General features: G+C 58.3%; 15 protein-coding genes, 1 tRNA gene and 1 pseudogene. 9 read left to right on the top strand and 8 right to left on the bottom strand.

Annotated features, from left to right (window positions below; genetic code table 11):
• Positions 1-65 precede the first annotated feature (65 nt).
• Positions 66-1,028, top strand: a complete 963-nt coding sequence (locus E4P00_RS16820) for a LysR family transcriptional regulator (protein ID WP_005788061.1) — start codon at positions 66-68, stop codon at positions 1,026-1,028.
• Positions 1,029-1,305: 277 nt separating this feature from the next.
• Here the strand turns inward: E4P00_RS16820 and E4P00_RS16815 are convergent.
• Positions 1,306-1,379: transfer RNA gene (locus E4P00_RS16815), tRNA-Cys, on the bottom strand.
• A gap of 214 nt (positions 1,380-1,593) precedes the next feature.
• Complete coding sequence (locus E4P00_RS16810; RefSeq protein ID WP_248132197.1) at positions 1,594-3,873, bottom strand: acylase; 2,280 nt, start codon at positions 3,871-3,873, stop codon at positions 1,594-1,596.
• A 237-nt stretch (positions 3,874-4,110) separates the two neighbouring features.
• Here E4P00_RS16810 and E4P00_RS16805 point away from each other — a divergent pair, with 237 nt between their 5' ends.
• Positions 4,111-4,491, top strand: coding sequence for a fe2+ zn2+ uptake regulation protein (locus E4P00_RS16805; protein WP_032875618.1), 381 nt, complete (start codon positions 4,111-4,113; stop codon positions 4,489-4,491).
• Positions 4,492-4,506: 15 nt separating this feature from the next.
• Here the strand turns inward: E4P00_RS16805 and E4P00_RS16800 are convergent, their stop codons facing one another.
• Positions 4,507-4,701: a hypothetical protein gene (locus E4P00_RS16800; RefSeq protein ID WP_005788056.1), complete on the bottom strand. Its 195-nt coding sequence runs from the start codon at positions 4,699-4,701 to the stop codon at positions 4,507-4,509.
• Positions 4,702-5,017: 316 nt separating this feature from the next.
• Here E4P00_RS16800 and E4P00_RS16795 point away from each other — a divergent pair, with 316 nt between their 5' ends.
• Positions 5,018-8,482, top strand: a complete 3,465-nt coding sequence (locus tag E4P00_RS16795) for a membrane-targeted effector domain-containing toxin (protein ID WP_248132195.1) — start codon at positions 5,018-5,020, stop codon at positions 8,480-8,482.
• 47 nt (positions 8,483-8,529) lie between these two features.
• On the opposite strand, the gene E4P00_RS16790 is transcribed toward E4P00_RS16795, so the two are convergent.
• Genes E4P00_RS16790 through E4P00_RS16770 form a run of 5 tightly spaced genes read right to left on the bottom strand, consistent with a single transcriptional unit; the run spans position 8,530 to position 12,935 of the window.
• On the bottom strand, positions 8,530-9,234 hold the full coding sequence (locus tag E4P00_RS16790; protein ID WP_248132272.1) for an ABC transporter permease: 705 nt from the start codon (positions 9,232-9,234) through the stop codon (positions 8,530-8,532).
• Positions 9,235-9,287: 53 nt separating this feature from the next.
• Entirely contained in the window at positions 9,288-10,487 is a 1,200-nt protein-coding gene (locus tag E4P00_RS16785; protein WP_078821286.1) for an ABC transporter substrate-binding protein, read from the bottom strand.
• Positions 10,474-11,277 carry an ABC transporter ATP-binding protein gene (locus E4P00_RS16780; protein WP_005788050.1) on the bottom strand — a complete coding sequence of 268 codons (804 nt, stop codon included), beginning with the start codon at positions 11,275-11,277 and terminating at the stop codon, positions 10,474-10,476. The genes E4P00_RS16785 and E4P00_RS16780 overlap by 14 nt, the downstream gene beginning before the upstream one ends.
• Positions 11,274-12,335: an acyl-CoA dehydrogenase family protein gene (locus tag E4P00_RS16775; protein ID WP_248132193.1), complete on the bottom strand. Its 1,062-nt coding sequence runs from the start codon at positions 12,333-12,335 to the stop codon at positions 11,274-11,276. The genes E4P00_RS16780 and E4P00_RS16775 overlap by 4 nt, the downstream gene beginning before the upstream one ends.
• 39 nt (positions 12,336-12,374) lie before the next feature.
• Entirely contained in the window at positions 12,375-12,935 is a 561-nt protein-coding gene (locus tag E4P00_RS16770) for a carboxymuconolactone decarboxylase family protein (RefSeq protein ID WP_032875627.1), read from the bottom strand.
• Positions 12,936-13,038: 103 nt separating this feature from the next.
• Here E4P00_RS16770 and E4P00_RS16765 point away from each other — a divergent pair, with 103 nt between their 5' ends.
• The 6 genes and pseudogenes from E4P00_RS16765 to E4P00_RS16740 all read left to right on the top strand — a co-directional run bounded on the left by E4P00_RS16765 (position 13,039) and on the right by E4P00_RS16740 (position 19,685).
• Entirely contained in the window at positions 13,039-13,944 is a 906-nt protein-coding gene (locus tag E4P00_RS16765) for an AraC family transcriptional regulator (RefSeq protein WP_248132191.1), read from the top strand.
• Between the two features lie 39 nt (positions 13,945-13,983).
• A pseudogene (locus E4P00_RS16760) lies at positions 13,984-14,214 on the top strand (aldo/keto reductase); the annotation flags it as partial.
• A gap of 105 nt (positions 14,215-14,319) precedes the next feature.
• Positions 14,320-14,778 (top strand): SRPBCC family protein, encoded by a 459-nt coding sequence (locus tag E4P00_RS16755; protein ID WP_032875636.1) that lies wholly within the window; start codon positions 14,320-14,322, stop codon positions 14,776-14,778.
• 82 nt (positions 14,779-14,860) lie between these two features.
• The gene (locus tag E4P00_RS16750; protein ID WP_032875638.1) at positions 14,861-15,307 is read left to right on the top strand and encodes a DUF411 domain-containing protein; all 447 of its coding nucleotides are present in this window, start codon (positions 14,861-14,863) and stop codon (positions 15,305-15,307) included.
• 3 nt (positions 15,308-15,310) lie between these two features.
• Complete coding sequence (locus tag E4P00_RS16745) at positions 15,311-15,733, top strand: YqaA family protein (RefSeq protein ID WP_216091312.1); 423 nt, start codon at positions 15,311-15,313, stop codon at positions 15,731-15,733.
• A 109-nt stretch (positions 15,734-15,842) separates the two neighbouring features.
• Positions 15,843-19,685: a hypothetical protein gene (locus E4P00_RS16740; protein ID WP_216091311.1), complete on the top strand. Its 3,843-nt coding sequence runs from the start codon at positions 15,843-15,845 to the stop codon at positions 19,683-19,685.
• The last annotated feature ends 87 nt before the right edge of the window (positions 19,686-19,772 follow it).

Here is a 19,772-nt window from a genome sequence, read left to right as displayed (position 1 = left end):
CTCTGGCGAAGTTTCTGGGAGTGAGGTACAACCGTCCAATGCAAATATGAAGAGTGATTGATGCATTGAGCGACTTAATTGACTTGAAGCGAATTCGTCACCTGGTCTTGCTTGGAGAGGAACTACACTTCTCCCGGGCCGCAGAGCGAGCCCATCTTTCGCAGACGGCGTTCAGCCGTAGCATCCAGTCGCTGGAAAAAGACCTGAGGGTACGCCTGTTTGATCGGGACACCCGTTCAGTGACGCTGACATTCGCCGGTCACCAGCTCATTGCTCGGGCACGCGAGATGCTGGCGTGCGCCGACAAGCTGGTCGCGGAGGCCAGCGACATCGCCGGGGGGCAGGGAGGTGAACTCAACTTCGGCGTCGGCATGATGACCGCCAACACCACCCTTCCCAACGTGCTGCTGGCCTTGCGCAAGAGTTCGCCCAAGCTGGTGGTGACCCCTGAGGTCAATTACTGGCATCACCTGGCCAACCAACTGGCACGGGAAGACATCGAGTTTGTCGTAGCGAGCGTGCGGGTCGAACAGGGGGTGGACCCACGCTTTGACGTTCGGAGTTTGCCGCCACAACCGGCCTCTATCTTCTGTCGCCATGAGCACCCACTGGCTCGACAGGTCGAGCCAGTGACGTATCAGCAGCTACTCGCCTACCCGTGGGCTGCCGTGACCACGGACGACGTGCACGCCCGGGCGCTGTTCGGAATGCCCTCGACGACACTGCTGCCGTGGACATTGGTGTGCAATGAGCTGAACTGCCTGCGTCAGGCCACGCTGACTAGCGACGCCCTACTGCTCACTTGGCAATCTTGGCTAGCGCCTGATCTGGGGAGTGGGGTGCTGATTGATCTAATCCAAAAAATCCAGCCCGCGATCCCCACACATCTGCGCTATATCCCGGAAACCATCGTGTTTCATGCCGGCCGCACGTTGTCACCCATCGCCAGAAAAACCATCGCACTGATCGTCGACGAGGCAGAAAGACGCCGACCTGTCGTAACTCAGCCAGCGGTCATCTCAGACTAACTTCAGACTACGGTCGAGTTCCATCTGAGCAAACGAAGCGCTGGCCTGCATGAGAACCGAACTTTCTCTCTTTCCCCTCCGTTGTATGCAGGGCTGGGGGGAGTTGGAGGCTGCTTTCGACATGGATCAATCTGCTGGAGCAAAAGGCCAACCACACCCTCCCCTGGCATTGTTCTGCCCCCTCATTGCGATCAACAATGAGTAGGGTTGCGGAACACTTCTCAAATCACAGGCAATAAAAAACCCCGTAGACGTTAATCTACGGGGTTTCTAAGAGTGGAGGCCGAGGTCGGAATCGAACCGGCGTAGGCGGATTTGCAATCCGCTGCATAACCATTTTGCTACTCGGCCTCAAACGATCAATGTCCTTGTCGCTGACATTCACCGCATACAAACTTGAGTGGGCTATGTGAAGCTTGCCTATACTCTAACTCATTGAATACATTGAAGTTTTTAATGCTTCATTGCGTTCGATGGGCGCCATTATGTACTCATTTGCCTATGCCTGCAACCCCTTGATTTCAAAAAATATTCTGCTCTGGCATCAAGGGGTTGCGGGCCTGCCCTACTCCTTCACGGTGTGGAGTTGGTACTGCGGATCGGCCTTGATCTGAGCGTCGGTGAACGGCAACGGGCGCAGTTTTTTCTCGGAGAAGGCCTGGGTCTGGTCCTTTGAGTAAGGGGACGCCGGGTTGCTGGATTCGGAGAACGCCAGCACGCCGACTGCGTTGGGGCCGTTGTTATCAAAGGTGACGATTTGCAGGTAACTGGTGCCGCTGACGACCTCGCGTTTGCCATCTTCGCGGGGCACGGTTTGCATGGCGTTGTAGACACCCAGTTCTTGCGGGCCGCCGTGGATGGGGGTTTGGCCGCTGACCTGGATCTCACCCCAACGGCTCAGGCCGAGTTGGTTGACGTCTGCGCTGGACGCCAGCATGGCTTCACGCAGCGCGGCGGCCACCGGCGCGCGATCGATGGCGAGGCCGCGGGGCGTGGTCAGGGGGTGGGCCGGGTCGAAGGCGACACGCCAGGCATCGGGAGTTTGCTGCAGGTGCTGCATCAGGTTGATGAAGTGCACCAGGCCGATGCCGCTGTCGAGGTTGGCGCGCCGATCCCAGGTTTTCAAGCTGGTGCACAGTGGCTGGAGCGCGGCGGCGTCGGTGCCAAGTTGCTTGGCGCAAAAATCGAGCAGGTCCGGCATGACTTGGCCCGCCAGGTACACCTCGTTGTCCATGACCATGTTTTGCAGGTCGCTGACGCTGATCGGCTGTTTGTCCAGGGATTGCAGGCGTTGCAGGGCGAAACGTGCGCGTGGACTCAGGCCAATATTGTCCTGGCTGATCACCGGCGAGAACCCGCTCAGCGGCGCCTCGGGGTTAGCCATCCAGGCAGAGTCGTTGGAGTGCTGTACATAGTCGGTGCGTTGCAACTGCGGCAACTGCGCCGCCGGGAAGATCCCTGCTTGCGCAGCCTTGGGGTCGATGTCCCAGGCGCAGGCGCTGCGGCTGCCATCGAGCATGATCATTTGCAGGCCGGCCCGTGGGTCGCTGCATTGCGCCAGTTTGGCGGCGCTGACGTTGGGTACTACCGACAGGTTCATGTACAGGCTCTGCCCCTGATCATCGGCAGCCAGGGTGTTGACCCATGGGATGCCCTGAAGGGTGTGCACCGCAGTTTGCAGCTCAGTGATGCTGCCCGCACGGTTCATGGCATGCCACTGTTGCAGCACGCGGTCGTTGCCCAGGTTCGCGTCGCGCAGGCTGAAGGCGTATTTGTTGTCCCAGTCCAGCTTGCCGGGCCATTGCACCACGGGGCCGAACTGCGAACTGTAGACGGTGTGGGCAACGTCCTTGAGGCTGCCATCGGCCTGTTTGACCTGCACGGTCAGCGTGGTTTTATCCAGGGCAACGGACTTGCCGTCAAGCATATAGCGCGTGGAATCCTTGGGGTCCAGGGTCAGCCGGTACAGGGTGAAGTGCTTGGAGGTGTCTACGGTATGCGTCCACGCCACGTGCTGGTTGAAGCCAATATTCACCACGGGCAACCCTGGCAGTGCGGCACCCATTACATCCAGTTGGCCAGGGATGGTCAGGTGCATTTCGTAGAAACGCATGCCACCCACCCATGGGAAATGCGGGTTGGCCAGCAACATCCCACGGCCATTGAAAGAACGATCACGCCCCACCGCGACGGCATTACTGCCCCGGTCGAGGCTGAAGCGTTGCTGATGCGCGGCGTCCTGTGCAAATGCCTGCGCGCCGGGTTGCACACCGGCGATGGCTTGGGGCGGCGTGGCGCCCACCAAGGCTTCGGCGAACTGGCCAACGCCACCTTCTACCAGCAACCGGCGCGTCAGTTTGACCAGATCCTCTTTAACCAGCGGTCGTACCCACGCCGCCTGGCATTGTGCGGGCGCGCCCTGCTCCTTCAAATAGCGGTTATAGCCGGCCACGTAGCCTTCGATACGCTGGCGGATCTGCGGGGTCTGCGCACGCCAGAATGCCTGCACCGCGCCGGGTGTATTGAGCCAGGTAAAGAACACATCGCTGGCAAGGTTGTTGCGTTCCTCCAGGGTTGCCTGCTCGGGGCCGAAATAGCGCGCACGCTCGCCGTTCACCGTGACCACTTCATTGGCCAGCAGGCACAGGTTGTCCTGGGCATACGCGTAACCGATGCCAAAGCCCAGGCCGCGCTCGTCATTGGCGCGGATATGTGGCACGCCGTAAGTGGTACGGCGAATATCGGCCGACGCCTGAGCCACATGCTCGCGCGCCGAGGCCGCAAAGCTCAGCCCCAGCAACACCCCTGCCACGCAGCCCCTGAACAACCCGTTGGAAATAATCACGCAGACCCCGCAGTCAAATTGAATACCCTCGGTAGATACAACTACCCCACCGTAAGGACGCAATTAACCGGGAAGAATTTAGCCACGAACGGGGCTTATCCAGGCCGGCGACAGTGTGACAAACCTGATACCGACAAATTTTCTACATTCGGCACTTCATGATTTTGCTCTCTCGTTCGTCTTATTGAATAAGAGCACCATCATTTTCCTGATCAGGCTCTGATAAGGAGTTTTTGCATGTACAACCCGCAAGTGCCCACGGATGGACATTCACCGACAGCCGAGGCCAACTATGGCAACGGTTCACAAGGCTTTGGCAAGGCGCCCGAACAGCAGGGCAACCAGCGCATTCGCCATTTGCTCAAGTGTTTCGGTCTGCGCACCAGCCTGATTCGGCTGAAGGTCATCGACGCCCTCCTCAACGCCGCCGACAATCAGCGCACCCTGGGGGTGCGGGGCGTGCACAGCCACTTGCTGGAGCTGGGCATCCCGTTGTCGTTTCTCAGTGTGCGTGAGGTGCTCAAGCGTCTGTGCAGCGAGGGCGTGATCACCCTCAATGCCGATAAAAGCTACAGCCTCCATGAAGAGGCTGCCAAAGTGCTCGAAGGTCGCGCCTGAGTCACGCCGCGCTGATCAGAAGTGCGGCTTGACCTTGCGACGCATGATGCCGTTGATCACCACTACCACCACGGCAATCGCAATGGCCAGGTACTGGAAGGTCTTTTCGCTGATCACGCCAATGTTCTGCAGGTAGGACAGGCCGAACATCGAGGCCAGCACGGCCAGGGCGATCAGAATCGAGTATTTCAAGCGTTGCTTTTGGGTCATGACGAAGTTCCTGAACCTTAAAGAATGTATCCGCTGTGTTTCGCCGCACATACCCGAAAATCGGGACGAACCGGGTCGGCTGCGTCTCATGTTACAGGCGATCAAAAATTTTGGCTTGTTCGGCGCTCACACGGGCCGTCGGTTTTAATCATTGAGAGGGCAATCTTCTCGCGTCTTGCTGACTTGATTTCTCACACACCACAGGTAGCCATGCGGGAACCGTAATGCCCAGAGCGCACACGAATCAGTGCGCTCAGGCTACAGGTATGTAGCCTTTTGGAGCGTTGACGTTTCCATGCCTGAAAGGTGAGTGACTGTGAACATTCAACATGCTGCCCCACTTCGTAATTTGCGACTTTCGCCGCTATCTACCGACCTTCCTCAAACACCGCCAGATGTTGACGCTCAGGTGGGCGATACCACCGCCACCGCTGAGCCAGCGCTGCCGGATGGACGCCAGACACTGAGAAAAAAATTAAGCGACCGCCAGGAGCTGCATAACCTTGCCAAGGCCCTCGATACGGCGCTGGAGAAACTGCCCGAAGACGCAACACCAGAGGCCGTGGCCGCGTATTTCCTGTCCACCCATCTCACGCTTGCGTCCGCCGATGCGTCCCCACGCACCGCCAGCCTCGAATCGCTCATCAAAGCAGCAAGCCCTTACTATCCCAAGACCCGAGTAGAGCTGCAGGAGCTTGCCCAGAACCTCTGCGAGCACGTCCAGAAGCACCCATTGGGCAACTTGAGTGGTGCTCTGGCCTGGACACTGCCATTGAGCATTGAACATCAGCGCACGGCCTACAATGTCATCGCGTCGAATAGCGCGAATCTGCCAGGCTTGCCACTGCCCAAGCCTGGCGTCGGCGCCCTGGACTACCTTGCCAACGCCGTCACCCTGTCTCCACAACTGATGCAAGACCCTGCTGCCGCGCTGGAGAAACTGCTCGACTCACCGCAAGCCGCAGCGCTAGGCGCCGCGGTTCAAGCCAGTGTGGGCGGGATTGCCACAAGCAGCAGCGCCAATGACTATGTGCTGGCGACCATCCATTTGAGCCTCGACCCTGAAGCGCTGGATCAAAAATCCAATCGAAACATAGTGGCCGGCTTTGATTTGGGCGTCGAAATCCACAGGGACTCATCGCCCGCCTCCGTGGTTGAGGCCCTTGCCAATCACCTGAGCAGCACTGGCCGTACTTCCCCTGCTACCGCCGCGCTGGCAGCCCGGTTGCTGCTGATGCGGGTCGCCCCCCAGTTTTTGATCAAAGACATTCCAGCGTCAGTACGTTGCCACAGCCAGGCGTGGGCAAACTTATGTATCGCGGTGGCCGGTATCGAAGCCCACACGCCCGGGAGGACGATGAACATGAGCTTCGCCGAAGTGATGTGCGCAGCCCCGTCGCAATACCCAGCCAGTGAAGCGGCAAAGAAAAATGCACTGATTGACTGGTGTGTGGCCAACGACGTGATTTACCGCTTCGACGACGCACACTACACCGCGGAGGATTTCGAGTACGCCCGCAAAGCTTTCAATGCTCAACATGAAGCGTTGAAAGAGGCGTCCGCTTTGCTCGACAAGCCCTTGCCGAATCGAGAAAGAATGGCACAAGAACGAATCCAGCAGCACTTGGGTGATGACTTTCCTCTGGATGACAAACTCTTTTGTCTGAATTATCACAAGATGGGGCTCAAGGGCCAACGCTTCGGCCCTCTCTACTCGCTGCGCGAGCTCACCATGCAAGGGCTGAAAATCAACACCAACGACTGGGTGATCCGCAATAACACCAAGGGCGTCAACCTGGGTGCCGTCGCTCTTTTCACCCACAGCCCACACTTCAACGTCCCCCAGGAATTTGATAAACAATTCGCCGAAGTAACGACCCATTGTAAAAAAATCCACCATTACACGTGGATGAATGCCATTACCCAGTTGCCTGTCGCAGATCGAGACATTTTAAACAACGCAAAGCTTAGTTTTTATCAAGAGAACACCTACCGCAGCTCGCCTATTCCGTTTTGGCCAAACAAACTGTTCCACACCAGCCCAAGAATTTTGATGCAAGCAGAGCTCAAGGGCGAGAAACACGTTTACGAATTCGACCCGGTCACCGCGACTATCCAAAAAGCTTCTTCGGGACGCATCGCAGCGGATGAATACATAGCCAATGAAGTCACCAAGATCGAAGCGCTCCCACTCAGCAAGAACCTGAGTAATCTGGGTATCGAAAAGACCCGAGAAGCACCCCCTGTCAATACATTCAAAAACCCACGCATCCACGACATCGCCCAGATGATAGTCAACGCGCAGGGCATCGACAGTGACGCCGTCAGGCGGCAAGCAGAAGGTAGGACGTCTACGGAGAGGACCCGTGACACCCTCAATACCATCGGCGAATTTATCCTCGACCTGATTCCGCTGAGAACGGCCATCGTCAATTGGCGTAACGGCAACTATAAAGATGCGGCTGTCGATCTGGCATTTGACGTCTTCGGTTTTCTCACTGCCGGCGTGGGCACCGTGTCAAAACTGCTCAAGGGCGCGCATAAAACCGGCAACGCCATCAGCAAACTGGCGCGCGCCACCCGAATAATCGGCGCCGACGTCTTGAGCGCTTTCAATCCGCTGGGTGGTTTAGGCGATGCGGCGGTGGGCGCCGGCAAGCTGGCTCTGGCAGGTGCTGGCGCAGCCGGTGACGGCATACAGCGTCTGCGAGGCATGGCCAGGGGCAGCGACCTGATCGAGGCAGGCGCGGCCTTCGATGATGTCGCTATCGGCCTGTTCAAGCGTGGTGACAAAAACCTGGAAGCCTCTGCCGTTCTACATGAGGGCAAATGGTACGCCGTGGATGCAGGCACCCGGGAGCCTTACGGCCCGCCTCTCGAGGCGTTCGTTCCGACGCATACTTACATGCCTGTGGCATACGCCCCGAGTCATCCGCAAGCGCATCGATTCGACCCGATAGGTCGACCTACACGTCCCAGGATCAGCAGCAAAGTCACAAGAAAGGAGCTGCCCAAAGGCAGCTATGTAGAAAGCATGAAAGGGAAACTGGAGCCAGGGCACTTCCTGCGCGGTGACGGCAAAGATGAAACCCTGAAAAAATTCATCGAGGAAATGTACGAGACCTATGACGCCATCAAAGAGGGCGCCCTGCCACCACGCATAGTGGCGCCGAAAATCTCCAAGACCGCGCCCGCAGCCGAAGTGATCACAGAGGCACTGAAAGTTTCCAATGGCATCGTGTTCGGAGAGTCCCATAAAGAGATGGCCAGCTTTAAGTTGCTCTTCGACAACGTTGAGAAATTCAAACAGGAGGGGGTGAAGAAGATCTATTTCGAAGGCGTCATCGACTTACCGCCCAAGGGTATTGTGGATGATGGCATCGGCAACCTTGCCAATCCTAACCTCCCTCGTACCCAACCGACCTTTGACGAGCTCAAAGCCAAGTTCGAGTTGCACGGCATCGAAGTACTGCCGCTGGATCACTACTATTTGACCCGGCATAAAGACGCAAAACTAGGCCGTACGGAGACAGGGTTCGGCTCCAGGCAACGCCTCGAAGAGTTCAATTACTACGCGTCCGAAGTGATCCAGGCCAACTCTGGAACGGAAAAATGGCTTGCCTTGGTCGGCCATTCACACATGAACACCACAGAGGGTGTTCCAGGCCTGGCCGAGATGACAGGCAGTATCAGTATTGGGGTCTTCGACAAACCCTCGCCCAACCTGCAAAACCCGCTCTCAGCCGATAACTTGCCAGGGGACCTGGTTATTCAGGTTTAACCCTGCCCTGCGCTTCGAGCGACAGTGTGTCGCTCGAATGTGCGTGTTTATCCCCGCTGCACCCAGCGCTGGTGCAGCCCACGTGCCAGCGCATCCAGCGCGAACCCCAACAGCCCGATCACCACCACCATCGCCATCAACTCCGAATACGCCAGGCGATCACGGGTATCGAGGATGTAATAGCCCAGCCCTGCACTGACCCCGAGCATCTCGCACGGCACCAGCACGATCCATAGGATACCGATGGCCAGGCGTACGCCGGTCAGCACATGCCCGACCACACCAGGAATGATGACTCGACGCAACGTCTCCCAGCGCGTGGCACTCAGGCTCTTGCTCAACTGCAACCAACGCGGGTCGAGTTGACGCACGCCGGCAGCAGTGTTGAGCATGATCGGCCACACCGCGGCGAAGGCCAGAAGGAAATAGATAGGCTGGTCCCCTACCCCCATCAGCATCACCACGATAGGCATCCAGGACAGGGGCGAGATCATCCGCAGAAACTGGAAGGCCGGCGTAGTCGCCGCCTCCAGATTGCGCGAACTGCCCACCAGCAGACCCAGTGGCACCCCGATCAACAGCGCAAGAAACAGCCCGACAAAGATACGCTTGAGGCTCACGGCGATGTGCAGGTACAGCTCACTGCGGCCAAGCAATTCCCACAGGCTGCTTGCGGTGGCCGCCAGCGAAAAGCGCGCCGACAGGCCATCGGCCTCGCCGAACACTTTCACACCCAGCCACCACAGCAACATCAAACCTGCCAAGCCGCTCAACCCCAGCGACCAGCCCAGGATTCTACCGTTGTTCAAACGCCAATCTCCTCATGCCGCTCATAGCCGTCCGGCAAGCCGAAGGTTTTCATGCCGCCCACCGCTTCGATCGCTTGACGCACGAAACGGTCGTCCACCAGGTCCTTCGCGACGAATGCCGGATCGAGATCGGCAAGAAACTTCTTGTCGCCTTCGATCAGCGTGTCTTTGAGGCGGCGCACCAGTTCTTCGGTGTAACTGGGGAAGGGATAAGGCTGAAAGTCGATGCGGTGCTCGTCCCAATTGGCGTGCTGGATCGCGCCGTCTTTCACATAGCCGGCACGGTCGCTGGCAGCCGGAGCCAGGACCTTGCTCAACACCGGCTCGGCGTGTGGCGTGTAACGGTTCGGGCCATCCTTGGACAAGAGTTTCACCGCCTCTTCGCGGTTGTCGCGGGTCCACACCTGGGCCTTGACGATGGCGTTCACCACCTTCTGCGACCACTCCGGGCGGTTGGTCAGGTCGTGCTCGTGCATGAACACCACGCAGCACGCGTGGTTGCGCCATACATCACCGGTAAAGCGCTGCACGCGGCCGACCTTGAGGTTCTCGGCCAGCGCGTTGAACGGCTCGGCGACGATATAGCCGTCGATGCGCTTGCTGGCCAGTGCGGGCGGCATGTCCGACGGCGGTAATACGATCAGGTTGACTTCATTGGCGGCAATCGAACTGCCGGTCGCACGCGTCACCGGCGTGAGGCCGTTGTCGCGGAACAGTTGCTGCACCACCACGTTATGGATCGAGTACCAGAACGGAATCGCCACCGACTTGCCGCCCAGTTGCTTCACATCGGTTATGCCTGGCGATACGGTCAGGCCCGAGCCACCCACATGGTTCCAGGCCACGACTTTGGCCGGCACCTTGCTGCCGTAGCGCGCCCACACGGTCATCGGTGACAGCAGATGAATCACGTTGACCTGCCCTGAGATGAACGCCTCGATCACCTGAGCCCAACTGCGCAACAGCACCGGACGTTCGGCCTTGATGCCTTCGGCTTCGAACAGGCCGTTGTTGTGGGCAACCAGCAACGGCGTAGCGTCGGTGATCGGCAGATAACCGATACGCACCGGCGCGTCGGGCTCATTGGCGGCGCGCGCCTGCAGGCTGCTCAACAGCGGCAAGGCGCCGGCGGCACTGAGCACCGCCGAGAGTTTGAGAAAGTCACGGCGCGAGTGGGTCAGGTCATCCAGACACATGGCTAAGCTCCTGTTGTTCAAGGGGGTTGGGTTGAGGGCGGCTCGCCTGCCGTAAGGTTTTCAGAATATCGATACGCAGCGCGCCGATGGCCTCGACCTGTTCGTCCCGAGGTTGCGGCAAGTCGATATGCCATTCACCCAACGTCCGCGCCGGGCGGTTACCCAGTAGCAGGATGCGGTCGGACAGCAGTAGCGCTTCGTCAATGTCATGGGTGATCAATACCGCCGCCGAACCTTGCTCACGGTTGACCTTGAGCAGCAGGTGCTGCATGTCGGCGCGGGTCACTTCGTCCAGCGCGCCGAAGGGCTCATCCAGCAGCAGCACTTGAGGCTGGCGGGCCAGGCAGCGGGCCAGCGCGGTGCGCTGGGCCATGCCGCCGGACAGTTGCGCCGGGAACTGCTGGCGCGCATGTTCCAGGCCTACCGCCGCGATGGCGTGGTCGACACGACGGCGGCGCTCTTCAACACTCAGGTGCGGCTGGCGGGCGAAGTCCAGGCCGAAGGCGACGTTTTTTTCCAGGTTCAACCAGGGCAACAGGCTGGGGTCTTGAAAGGCCACCGCCACCCGTGGGTGCGGACCGCTCAAGGGTTCGCCCAACACATGCACACGACCGGCCTGGGGTAGCTGCAAGCCGGCAAGCACACGCAGCAGGCTGGATTTGCCCACGCCGCTGGGCCCCAGGATCGACACCACTTCGCCCGCCTGCAACTGTAAGTCAAACCCTTGCAGTACCGGGCCGCTGGCATACCCCAGGCAAATCCCCTGGGCCGTCATGACCGCCTGGCTCATAGGTTGGCCTGGCGCTGCAACTCAGTGCGCAGTTGCACCAGGCTGGGCGTCACAATCGGCACAAATGCCGACTCGCGCCAGCGCCGCGCAAAGCCACTACCGTGGGCGGTGAGGTAGGCTTTGCCGCCACTGGCCTGCAGTTCAAGCTGCACGGCGCTGGCGGCGGTTTCTGCCAGGGCAATGCGCAGCTTGAACAAGGGGATCGACTCGGCAGCAAAACGCCCAGCCAGCAACCCGCTCTTGAGCTCGCTGACCAGATGGTCCAGCGTCGCCCGCAAGGCTTCCAGCTCTTCGCGCAACACCGTACGGCTGGCCCCCAGATGATTGGCCACCTCGGCCAGGGAGCGGCGGGCCAGGCCAATCGACATGCCGCACTGCAAACCAAGGAACGCCGGGCGCACTGCCGGCAGGAACTTGCGCGCGTCCTCGTGCAGCAACCAGTCACGGCTCAGCTCCACGCCTTCCAGGCCAAGGGCAGCGGTGTTGCTCGATTGCAACCCAAGCAGCTCCAGATCGCGGGAGCGCTGCAAGCCCGCCACTGAATCCGGGATCGCCAGGATAAACGGCGTACCACCGCCCGCATGTTCGATAGCAGCTGCGGCGACAAAACCATTCTTGCGCAGGTTGGTCACCCAATGCAGACGACCGTTGAGCGTCCAGCCATGCTCGTTGGGCTCGGCGCTGATCTGCAACGACTCGATACCCGATATGAACTTCATCGCATTCGACAGCCCGGTGGCTCCGGCCAACTTGCCGCTGAGCAGGTCCGGCATCAGGTGTTCGCGCAGGCGCTGATTGGGGCTCTGCAACAAGTACTCGATAAACGAGCGCTGGCCCCAGCACACAAATGCCGCCGCCAGGGAATGGCTGGCCACATTGGCGATGGCCTCGACGGCACCCGCCACATCACCGCCCAGCCCGCCCAGTTGGGTGGGCACACCGATTTTCAGAATATTGGCTTCTGCCAGGCGTGGCAGCACTTCCTGTGGATCGCAACTGCCCACGTCCAGGGCCTGCGCTTGAACATCGAGCCAACGGCTCAAGATTGGGTCAAGCATTCATGTCTCTCCTTTTACAGCAGGTGGACCAACGCCGATTCAGCTTGCCGGTTTTTCCCAGCGGTACTGCGCCAGTTCCGGGTTCAGCGGGGTACGGGCAAACACGTTAGCGAAATTGCACAGGGTTGCCAGGCTTACGCCCAGGATGACCTCCAGCGCGTGGCCCTTGGTATAGCCGGCCGCGAGAAACGCCTCAAAGCCGGCATCGCTGACATCACCCCGAGTGGCGATCACTTCGCGGGTAAAGGCGGCGAGTGTCTCATAGCGAGTATCAGGCAGCTCACCCAGCCGGCGCAGGGCCTCGATCACGTTCTCGGGCAGCTTGGCCTTGTTGCGCGCAACGGCGGTGTGGCCGGCGACACAGAAATCGCACCCGTGGGTAGTAGCAGCAATCAACTGCACCACTTCGCGGTCGGCCAGGCTCAGTTCGGCCTTGGCATTCAAGCCGGAGACAGTGATATAGGTTTCCAGCGCCGCCGGTGCATTGGCCAACACCGCCAGCAGATTAGGAATGAAACCCGAGGCCTTCTGCGCATTTTCCAGGAAAGGTTTCGCCGCTTCCGGGGCGGTGTCAGGGGTGAGCAACGGTACACGGGACATGGAGTGGTCTCCTGTTGGGTTCGAGTGCGCCAGTCTGTTGGTTCTAAAAAAATCGCTCAATAGGCTAAAGTAGCGATTACTTGCTCTTGAGTCTTTCCATTAGATGAATTCGTCCAGCACTCTTGTCGATTGGTTATTAGATAGCCTTGAACTCAATACCAATTTGTTTCACGTCGGCCGCTACTGCGGTGACTGGCACGCCAGCACGCACAGCCTGGCCCAGGCAAGCTTCCATTTGATCGTGCAGGGCGATTGCTGGCTGCATATCGACGGTGATCCAACGTCCCGGCACCTGAACAATGGTGACGCCGTGTTTCTACTGCGTGACCTGGCCTATCGGTTGTCCGGGGAAAGTACCGCGGCAAGCGCCCAAGAGTGCCCTCGCCGGCCGATGCTGCCCCTCGACAGCAGTGCCATGGATGGCGTGGGCCTGGTTTGCGGCTTCTTCCATTTCCAATCCGGCTTGTCGGCGATGATTGTCGACAGCCTGCCCGCCTGGATCATCCTGCGTGCCGGTGATCCATCGTTGACCGCTGCGCGCAATCTGTTCGAATTGATCCTGCAGGAGTGCGAGCGCCTACCCGCGCCCTCCTCGGCCTTGCTCGAACGTCTTTGCCACTTGTTGTTTTTATATGTACTGCGCCAGCAAGTCATCGACAACACCGAGCTGGGCGGCCTGGCAGCGCTGGGCCGGCAACCGGCATTTGCCGGCCTGCTGGAGCAGCTGATTGCGCGCCCGGCCGAGCCCTGGAGCCTGGAAAGCATGGCGGCGTGCACGGGGTTATCCCGTTCGGCGTTTTTCAAGCGTTTCAGGGAGTTATGCGGGCAGTCGCCGGGGCAGGTATTGCTGGTGATACGTATGCGCCATGCCTGTGGGCTGCTCAAGGCGGACCAGACCGTGGCCGAGGTCTCGCTGGCAGCCGGGTATCAGTCGGTGGCCGCATTTACCCGGGCTTTTCATAAAGTCACCGGGCAGCAACCTGGCGCCTATCGCAGGGCACAAGCCTAACCTTGTAAACCCGTGCCGGGCCGAGCACGCAAGTGCACCAACCAATCCGTGACGGCCGAGCAACTGGCACTGGCCTGGGTATTGGCCCAAGGTGACTACATCATCCCAATCCCCGGGACCAAGCGGCGTACCTACTTGCAAGAGAATGTCGCGGCGGTATCGATCACCCTCAGCAAGGACGAACTGGCTGGGCTGGATGCAATCTTCCCGGCCGATGCAACCGCCGGTTTGCGCTACCCCAAGGAAGTGATGGCCCTGTTGGATATCTAATTTTCAGCGTGCTGATCAACGGCCTGAATACTCCCGTGCGAAGCGCGGGAGCCAGACTATTCTGACAGCTCCCAGTGTAAAAACCCGCCACACAGGAGGTGTGCCATGCACGCGACTGAGCAGCCGATCCGCTTGGAGCAGATCAGTCAGGAACGCTTCATCCAGGCCCCAATCGAAATTGTCTACGACTATGTTACCCAGCCCGACCGCTGGCACGAATGGCACCCCACCTCCCTCAGCGCCGACACCGGCACCCGCGGCTCATTACCGGTCGGCTCGCGCTTTACTGAAGACATCGATCTGCTGGGCATTCGCGTATCCATGAGCTACCGCGTGCAAATTGCCCGCTGCCCCGATGAGTTCAGGACCGTGTTCACCTCACTGGCGGTGGACGGTTGTATCCATTATTTTTTGCAAGCCCATCAGGGTGGCACTCGGTTCAAGCGCGTATTGACGTATGAAACCGAACTGCAACTCGCTACCTTGCACAAACGCATGATCAAACTCTCCGCCATTGCCCTGGACCAGCTCAAGCAGCGGTTGGAAAGCCCAGGCTTCGTATAATTTAGAAACATTACCAGCGCGTCTCAGTGTAAAAAGCAGGGAGAATGCGCGGTTTATTGCTGCGCTTTCAGTGAGACCCCTGATGAAAAACCCATTGCGACTGGCCTTGCTCTGCACCCTGCTTGCCACCCCCCTGGCCCAGGCCGCCGAGCTGATTCCCATCGATGTACACCGCGATGCCAATTGCGGTTGCTGCAAAAAATGGATCAGCCATCTGGAAAACAACGGTTTCAAGGTCAACGACCACGTTGAAGCAGACATGAGCGCGGTCAAGCAACGCCTGGGCGTCGCCCCGCGCCTCGGTTCGTGCCATACCGCTGTGATCGACGGCAAGTTCGTCGAAGGCCATGTACCCGCCGAGCAGGTGTTGGCCTTGCGCCAGCGTCATGACCTGCTGGGTCTTGCCGCACCGGGCATGCCTTTGGGCTCGCCGGGTATGGAAGTGGAAGGGCGTAGCGAGGCGTATCAAGTCATCGGTCTGACCCGTGAAGGCAAGGATGTGGTGGTGGCCGACTACCCGGCCCACTGACCGGTGCTGATGGGTTACCTGGGGCTGTTCGTCGCGGCGTTTGGCGCCGCAACGTTATTGCCCCTGCAATCTGAAGCCGTGCTGGTCGGCCTGCTGATCAGCGGGCATTACAACCTGTGGCTGCTGCTGGGTATCGCCACGTTGGGCAACGTGCTGGGGTCGGTGGTCAATTGGCTGCTGGGGCGTTCGGTAGAGCGCTTCAAGGAACGGCGCTGGTTTCCGGTGAGTGCCAAACAGCTGGATAGAGCCCGCGGGCATTACCTGCGTTGGGGGCATTGGACGCTGTTGCTCAGTTGGGTACCTATCATCGGCGACCCGCTGACCTTGGTGGCCGGGGTGATGCGAGAGCCGTTGTGGCGTTTTTTGCTGCTGGTAACCCTGGCCAAGGGCGTGCGTTATAGCGCGCTGACACTCATTATTCAGTAGCTGACCGCTCGTCGCCACTGTCATTTCTCACAGCTAGACGGTGACCACTCTCTCATATTTGCTGACCCTGTTTGGCACGTTTCTCAAATCAGCCTGAAGGGTCACCACCATGTCCGATAAACGCACAGACAGTCCACCCATCCTGCACCCACCACGCATCGCAGACCTGGAGCCGCCGCCCTACAACGACAACACTGTACGTCCCCTTCCCGAACTTCTGGCTGATGTAGGGGTTGGCATACGCAGCCTCGAAAACCGTTTGCTGATTACCTTCGAGAGCTGGACCACGAAGAACGTCGGCGATTCTTACGAATGGTATATGGGAGATCGGCGTTTTCCGGTCGCCTGGGGGGAAATTGTTGCTGGCGAGGAAACGCAAAGACGCTACCAACTCTCGGTACTACGCGAGCATGTACCGCTAGGTATTGTGTACCCCTGCTATGGCCTGGTCAGGCGTCACGGGTCTGGCACTGAAAGTACATCGGAGGAAGAAACCTGGTTCCTGAAAGATACCCGGCCAGGGGGCGTGGATCAGGACCCAGGACTCCCCTACCATTCGGCGCTGGTCCTTCACCTGCCAGAGGACTTGAGTGGCTCAGATGCCGTACTCGACCCCGAGCGCGCACGTGATGGTGTGCTCATTACCATTGATCACTACCCAGATGCATTTGTAGGGGACACCATCGAGTTGTATTGGAACGGTCGTTTGGTAGAGCTGCAGTTGGACGCGGATCAGGCCGAGGGACTGACGCCTATCGAGGTGTTCGTCCCGTGGGAGGTCATCGAATTGGGCGGTAGCGGTCTGTTGACTATCCGGTTCCGGATCTACGACTTGGTGCTGAACTTCTCAGGGGAAGTGCAGCAGTGGTCTCAGGTCGTAAACCTGAACAGTAACCTGGATCCAGACGCACTCATGCGCCCCCACTTTTTGGTGGATGGAACAGACAATAATAACGTCGATTTCGACCAGTACGCAGAGAGTCACTTCGAACTCGAAGTGGTTGCGCCCACACGGCTCCCGAATGGCTCCCCAACGCCAGCAGGCACTCAGATCGTAGCTACCATCGTGGGTACACGCGAAGATAAAACGAAAGTCACCATCCCATTGCCAGCGTTTGCTGCCCGGCCCGGGCGTTCGGCATATACCACCGTCGAGAACAGCATCCTCGAAGACCTGATCAACGGCTCGATGCAAATCTCCTATACGCTGCAATTCCCGCTAGGCACTGAGATTGGCTATTCCCAAAGTCTGTCTGTCACAGTTTTTGGTACTGTTTCCAACATGCCTGCAGTTGAAATCGAGGAAAACGAAGGCGGCTTGATCGATCCGACCGTCCCCTACCTCAAAGTCAACTTCCCGGCCTTCGTGCCATACAGTCCGAACTATCCCGTCACCTTGCGCTTTGAGGCGCACCGACCCGGCGGCGGCCTAGTGTTTTATGAACAAACCCAGCAGGCCGGCGACCCACCACCACCCACACGCTTTCGGATTGTGACGCCGGCAAATTTCGCACAGTTCGTCGGGCTCGGGCCGATCGACGTCTTTTATCGCGTCAATGACGGTGTGAACACGATACAGGAAGCCGATGTGCTGACGGTGCGCGAATCCGAGCACCTGATAGTAGAAATAGGCGAACGTCGCGCCGACCTGCCTGCGCCGCACATTGAGGGCGTAGATGAAAATGGCAACCTCGATCCGGCCGATGTGATCTTCCAGGTCAATGTCACTCTCCCCTATACCTTCCAACGAGGTGACACCGTCGTGTGGCGCTGGGTAGGCTCTGGGGTGGGTGGCAGCACAGGCGACACGATTAACGTCGTGGTAGGAGGAGAGATTTCGTTTCCGGTAGATCGAAATTATGTCGACGTGAATAACAACGGCTCCATTCGCTTGAGCTATTCCCTCATACGCGGCAACACAACACTGCGCTCTGAGACGCTTGACGTGACGGTCGGTAAAGCAATAGGTGAGCTGTTGAGGCCGGAAGTGCTTGAAGCCTCACGAGACCCAGACCAACTAAGGCCGGAGTCCGCAACGACCGGAGCGACGATTGAAGTATCGTTTCTGAACATGTCACCCAGCGACCGGATCCTGGCAGTGTTCAGCGGCGTACCGGGCATTGGCACTTATGAAGAAACCAAGAATGGCAACACCTCAAGAACAGTGCACTTTGACGTACCGAGCGAAGTAGTAGGCGCCAACATTCTTTCCGAAGGCCGCCAGATTCCCGTGCAGTACTTTGTGCTGCGCGGCACGCGGAGAATACCGTCGCCCATACTGGATCTGCTGTTACTGCCCCTGACCACGCTACCGATCCCCACCATCGAAGGGCATGATAACCCGGTATTGGTAATTTCCCAGCTTACTGGCCGGGAGCGCACCCTGATCAATATCTGGCCGTTCATTCACCGGTTTCAGCGGATGTGGATGCGATATGAAGGTATCTACGACGATGGCGCGGATTACATTGAGGATACCTACAGCGAGAACCTGGTAACGCCTGAGGGCGAGAGTCAGGGCATCATGCCACCGACGCCGCCGGATCTGCGCAGACTCAAGGATGGAATGCCGCTGTTCATCGATTTCTGGGCCAGTTTCGATCGTAGCACCAACAAAGCCAATGCAGTGCACTTCCGTCGGCGCACGTACACCATTCAGGCATTATCAGGAGATCTTCCCCACCCGTTTATCAATGGCACCACCGATACAGGGCCGAATGTGACAGTGGACCCGCTGCCCATTCAACACAATACGACGGCAACGGTTCGCTATGACGGTATGAGTAGCCAAGATTTCATCACGCTTTACTGGTTTTTTGCCGACGGCACCTCTTATTCAACCAGCCAGAATGGGCTGGATGGAGGCACGGTAGTGTTCAACCTGACCTCGGCCAAGGTCTTGCACCATAGTGTGAACAGTACCGTGTGCTTGAAGTATTCGGTGGTGAGCACGGGCGTGGCTGACCCACGCCCGTCGCAGGTGCAGACGGTGAAAGTCAATACGATTCCGGCCACGGACTTACCGCAGCCACTCATCAACAGTATTATTGATGGAGGCACGCTGAACCTGGGTAGTTTTACCGGCGACGCCAAGGCATCAGTGGATAAGTGGCCTTTGAGCGACAAAGACCAACTAGGGTGGATGATACTCAGCAGCGACGGTATAGAAGATCTACTGGTGATGGAGGGCGAACTGATCAGCGCCACGGAGGCCGCCAATGGTTTGAGAGATAAAGCTGTGCTGCGTAGTTGGTTGGACAGGGTGGCAAATAATAGCCAGGTAACGTTGAGTTTTTACGTGGCCTATAATGGTATCGACGATCAGAGCCGGGCAGTTGAGTTTCCAAAGACGACCTATACCATCGTCGAGTCTAAACCTCTTATCATTGACACCTCAACCATGTACCTGAATGGCTGGCACTTCAACTCCACAGGCGCATTGCAGATTGCTGATTTTCCTGGAGCCGCACTTACTCGTCAGCCAGCAAGTGGAACGCCTCCTTATTACTATTCAATTCGACCACAAAACTCTCCAGTAGCAGTTGTAGATGCCAATGGAAACGTCAGAAGCAAAAGTAACGGCACCACTCGAGTCTACGTGAGGGACAGTGCGAGTCAAGAGGTCAGCTATCCTGTCACAGTATCAAACTGCTGGTATGTAGTTATATTGGCCGGTGACAAATATCCCTTTGGCCACCACAACTTCAGTGAAAGGGTCCAACCACCGTATACGCAAATCCCGGAAGATAAATGGCCTTCTATCTACACGGCGTATGGCCAGGTACCTATCAGATGGAGTGGCGGGATCCAACCCGCTTGGATAACTCCTGTGGTTCAGGGTGGCAGGTCTAAAACCTATAACATGTATACGGGAGTCAGCCAATCCGCGGGCGTTAACGAAAACATCAGGTACGCTTTGGCCGTACTTCCTTCAATTTCATCAGGGAACTAGCCCCAATGTAAAATAAAAATATCAGGAGAATTAGAGGGGGCAGTTCTATTTAACCGTAGACTGTCCCTTTTTTCAGGGTGAATGGCA

It is taken from the genome of Pseudomonas sp. B329, from assembly GCF_023127835.1.
GTDB lineage: Bacteria > Pseudomonadota > Gammaproteobacteria > Pseudomonadales > Pseudomonadaceae > Aquipseudomonas > Aquipseudomonas synxantha_A.
This window is presented reverse-complemented; position numbering and strand designations above follow the sequence as displayed.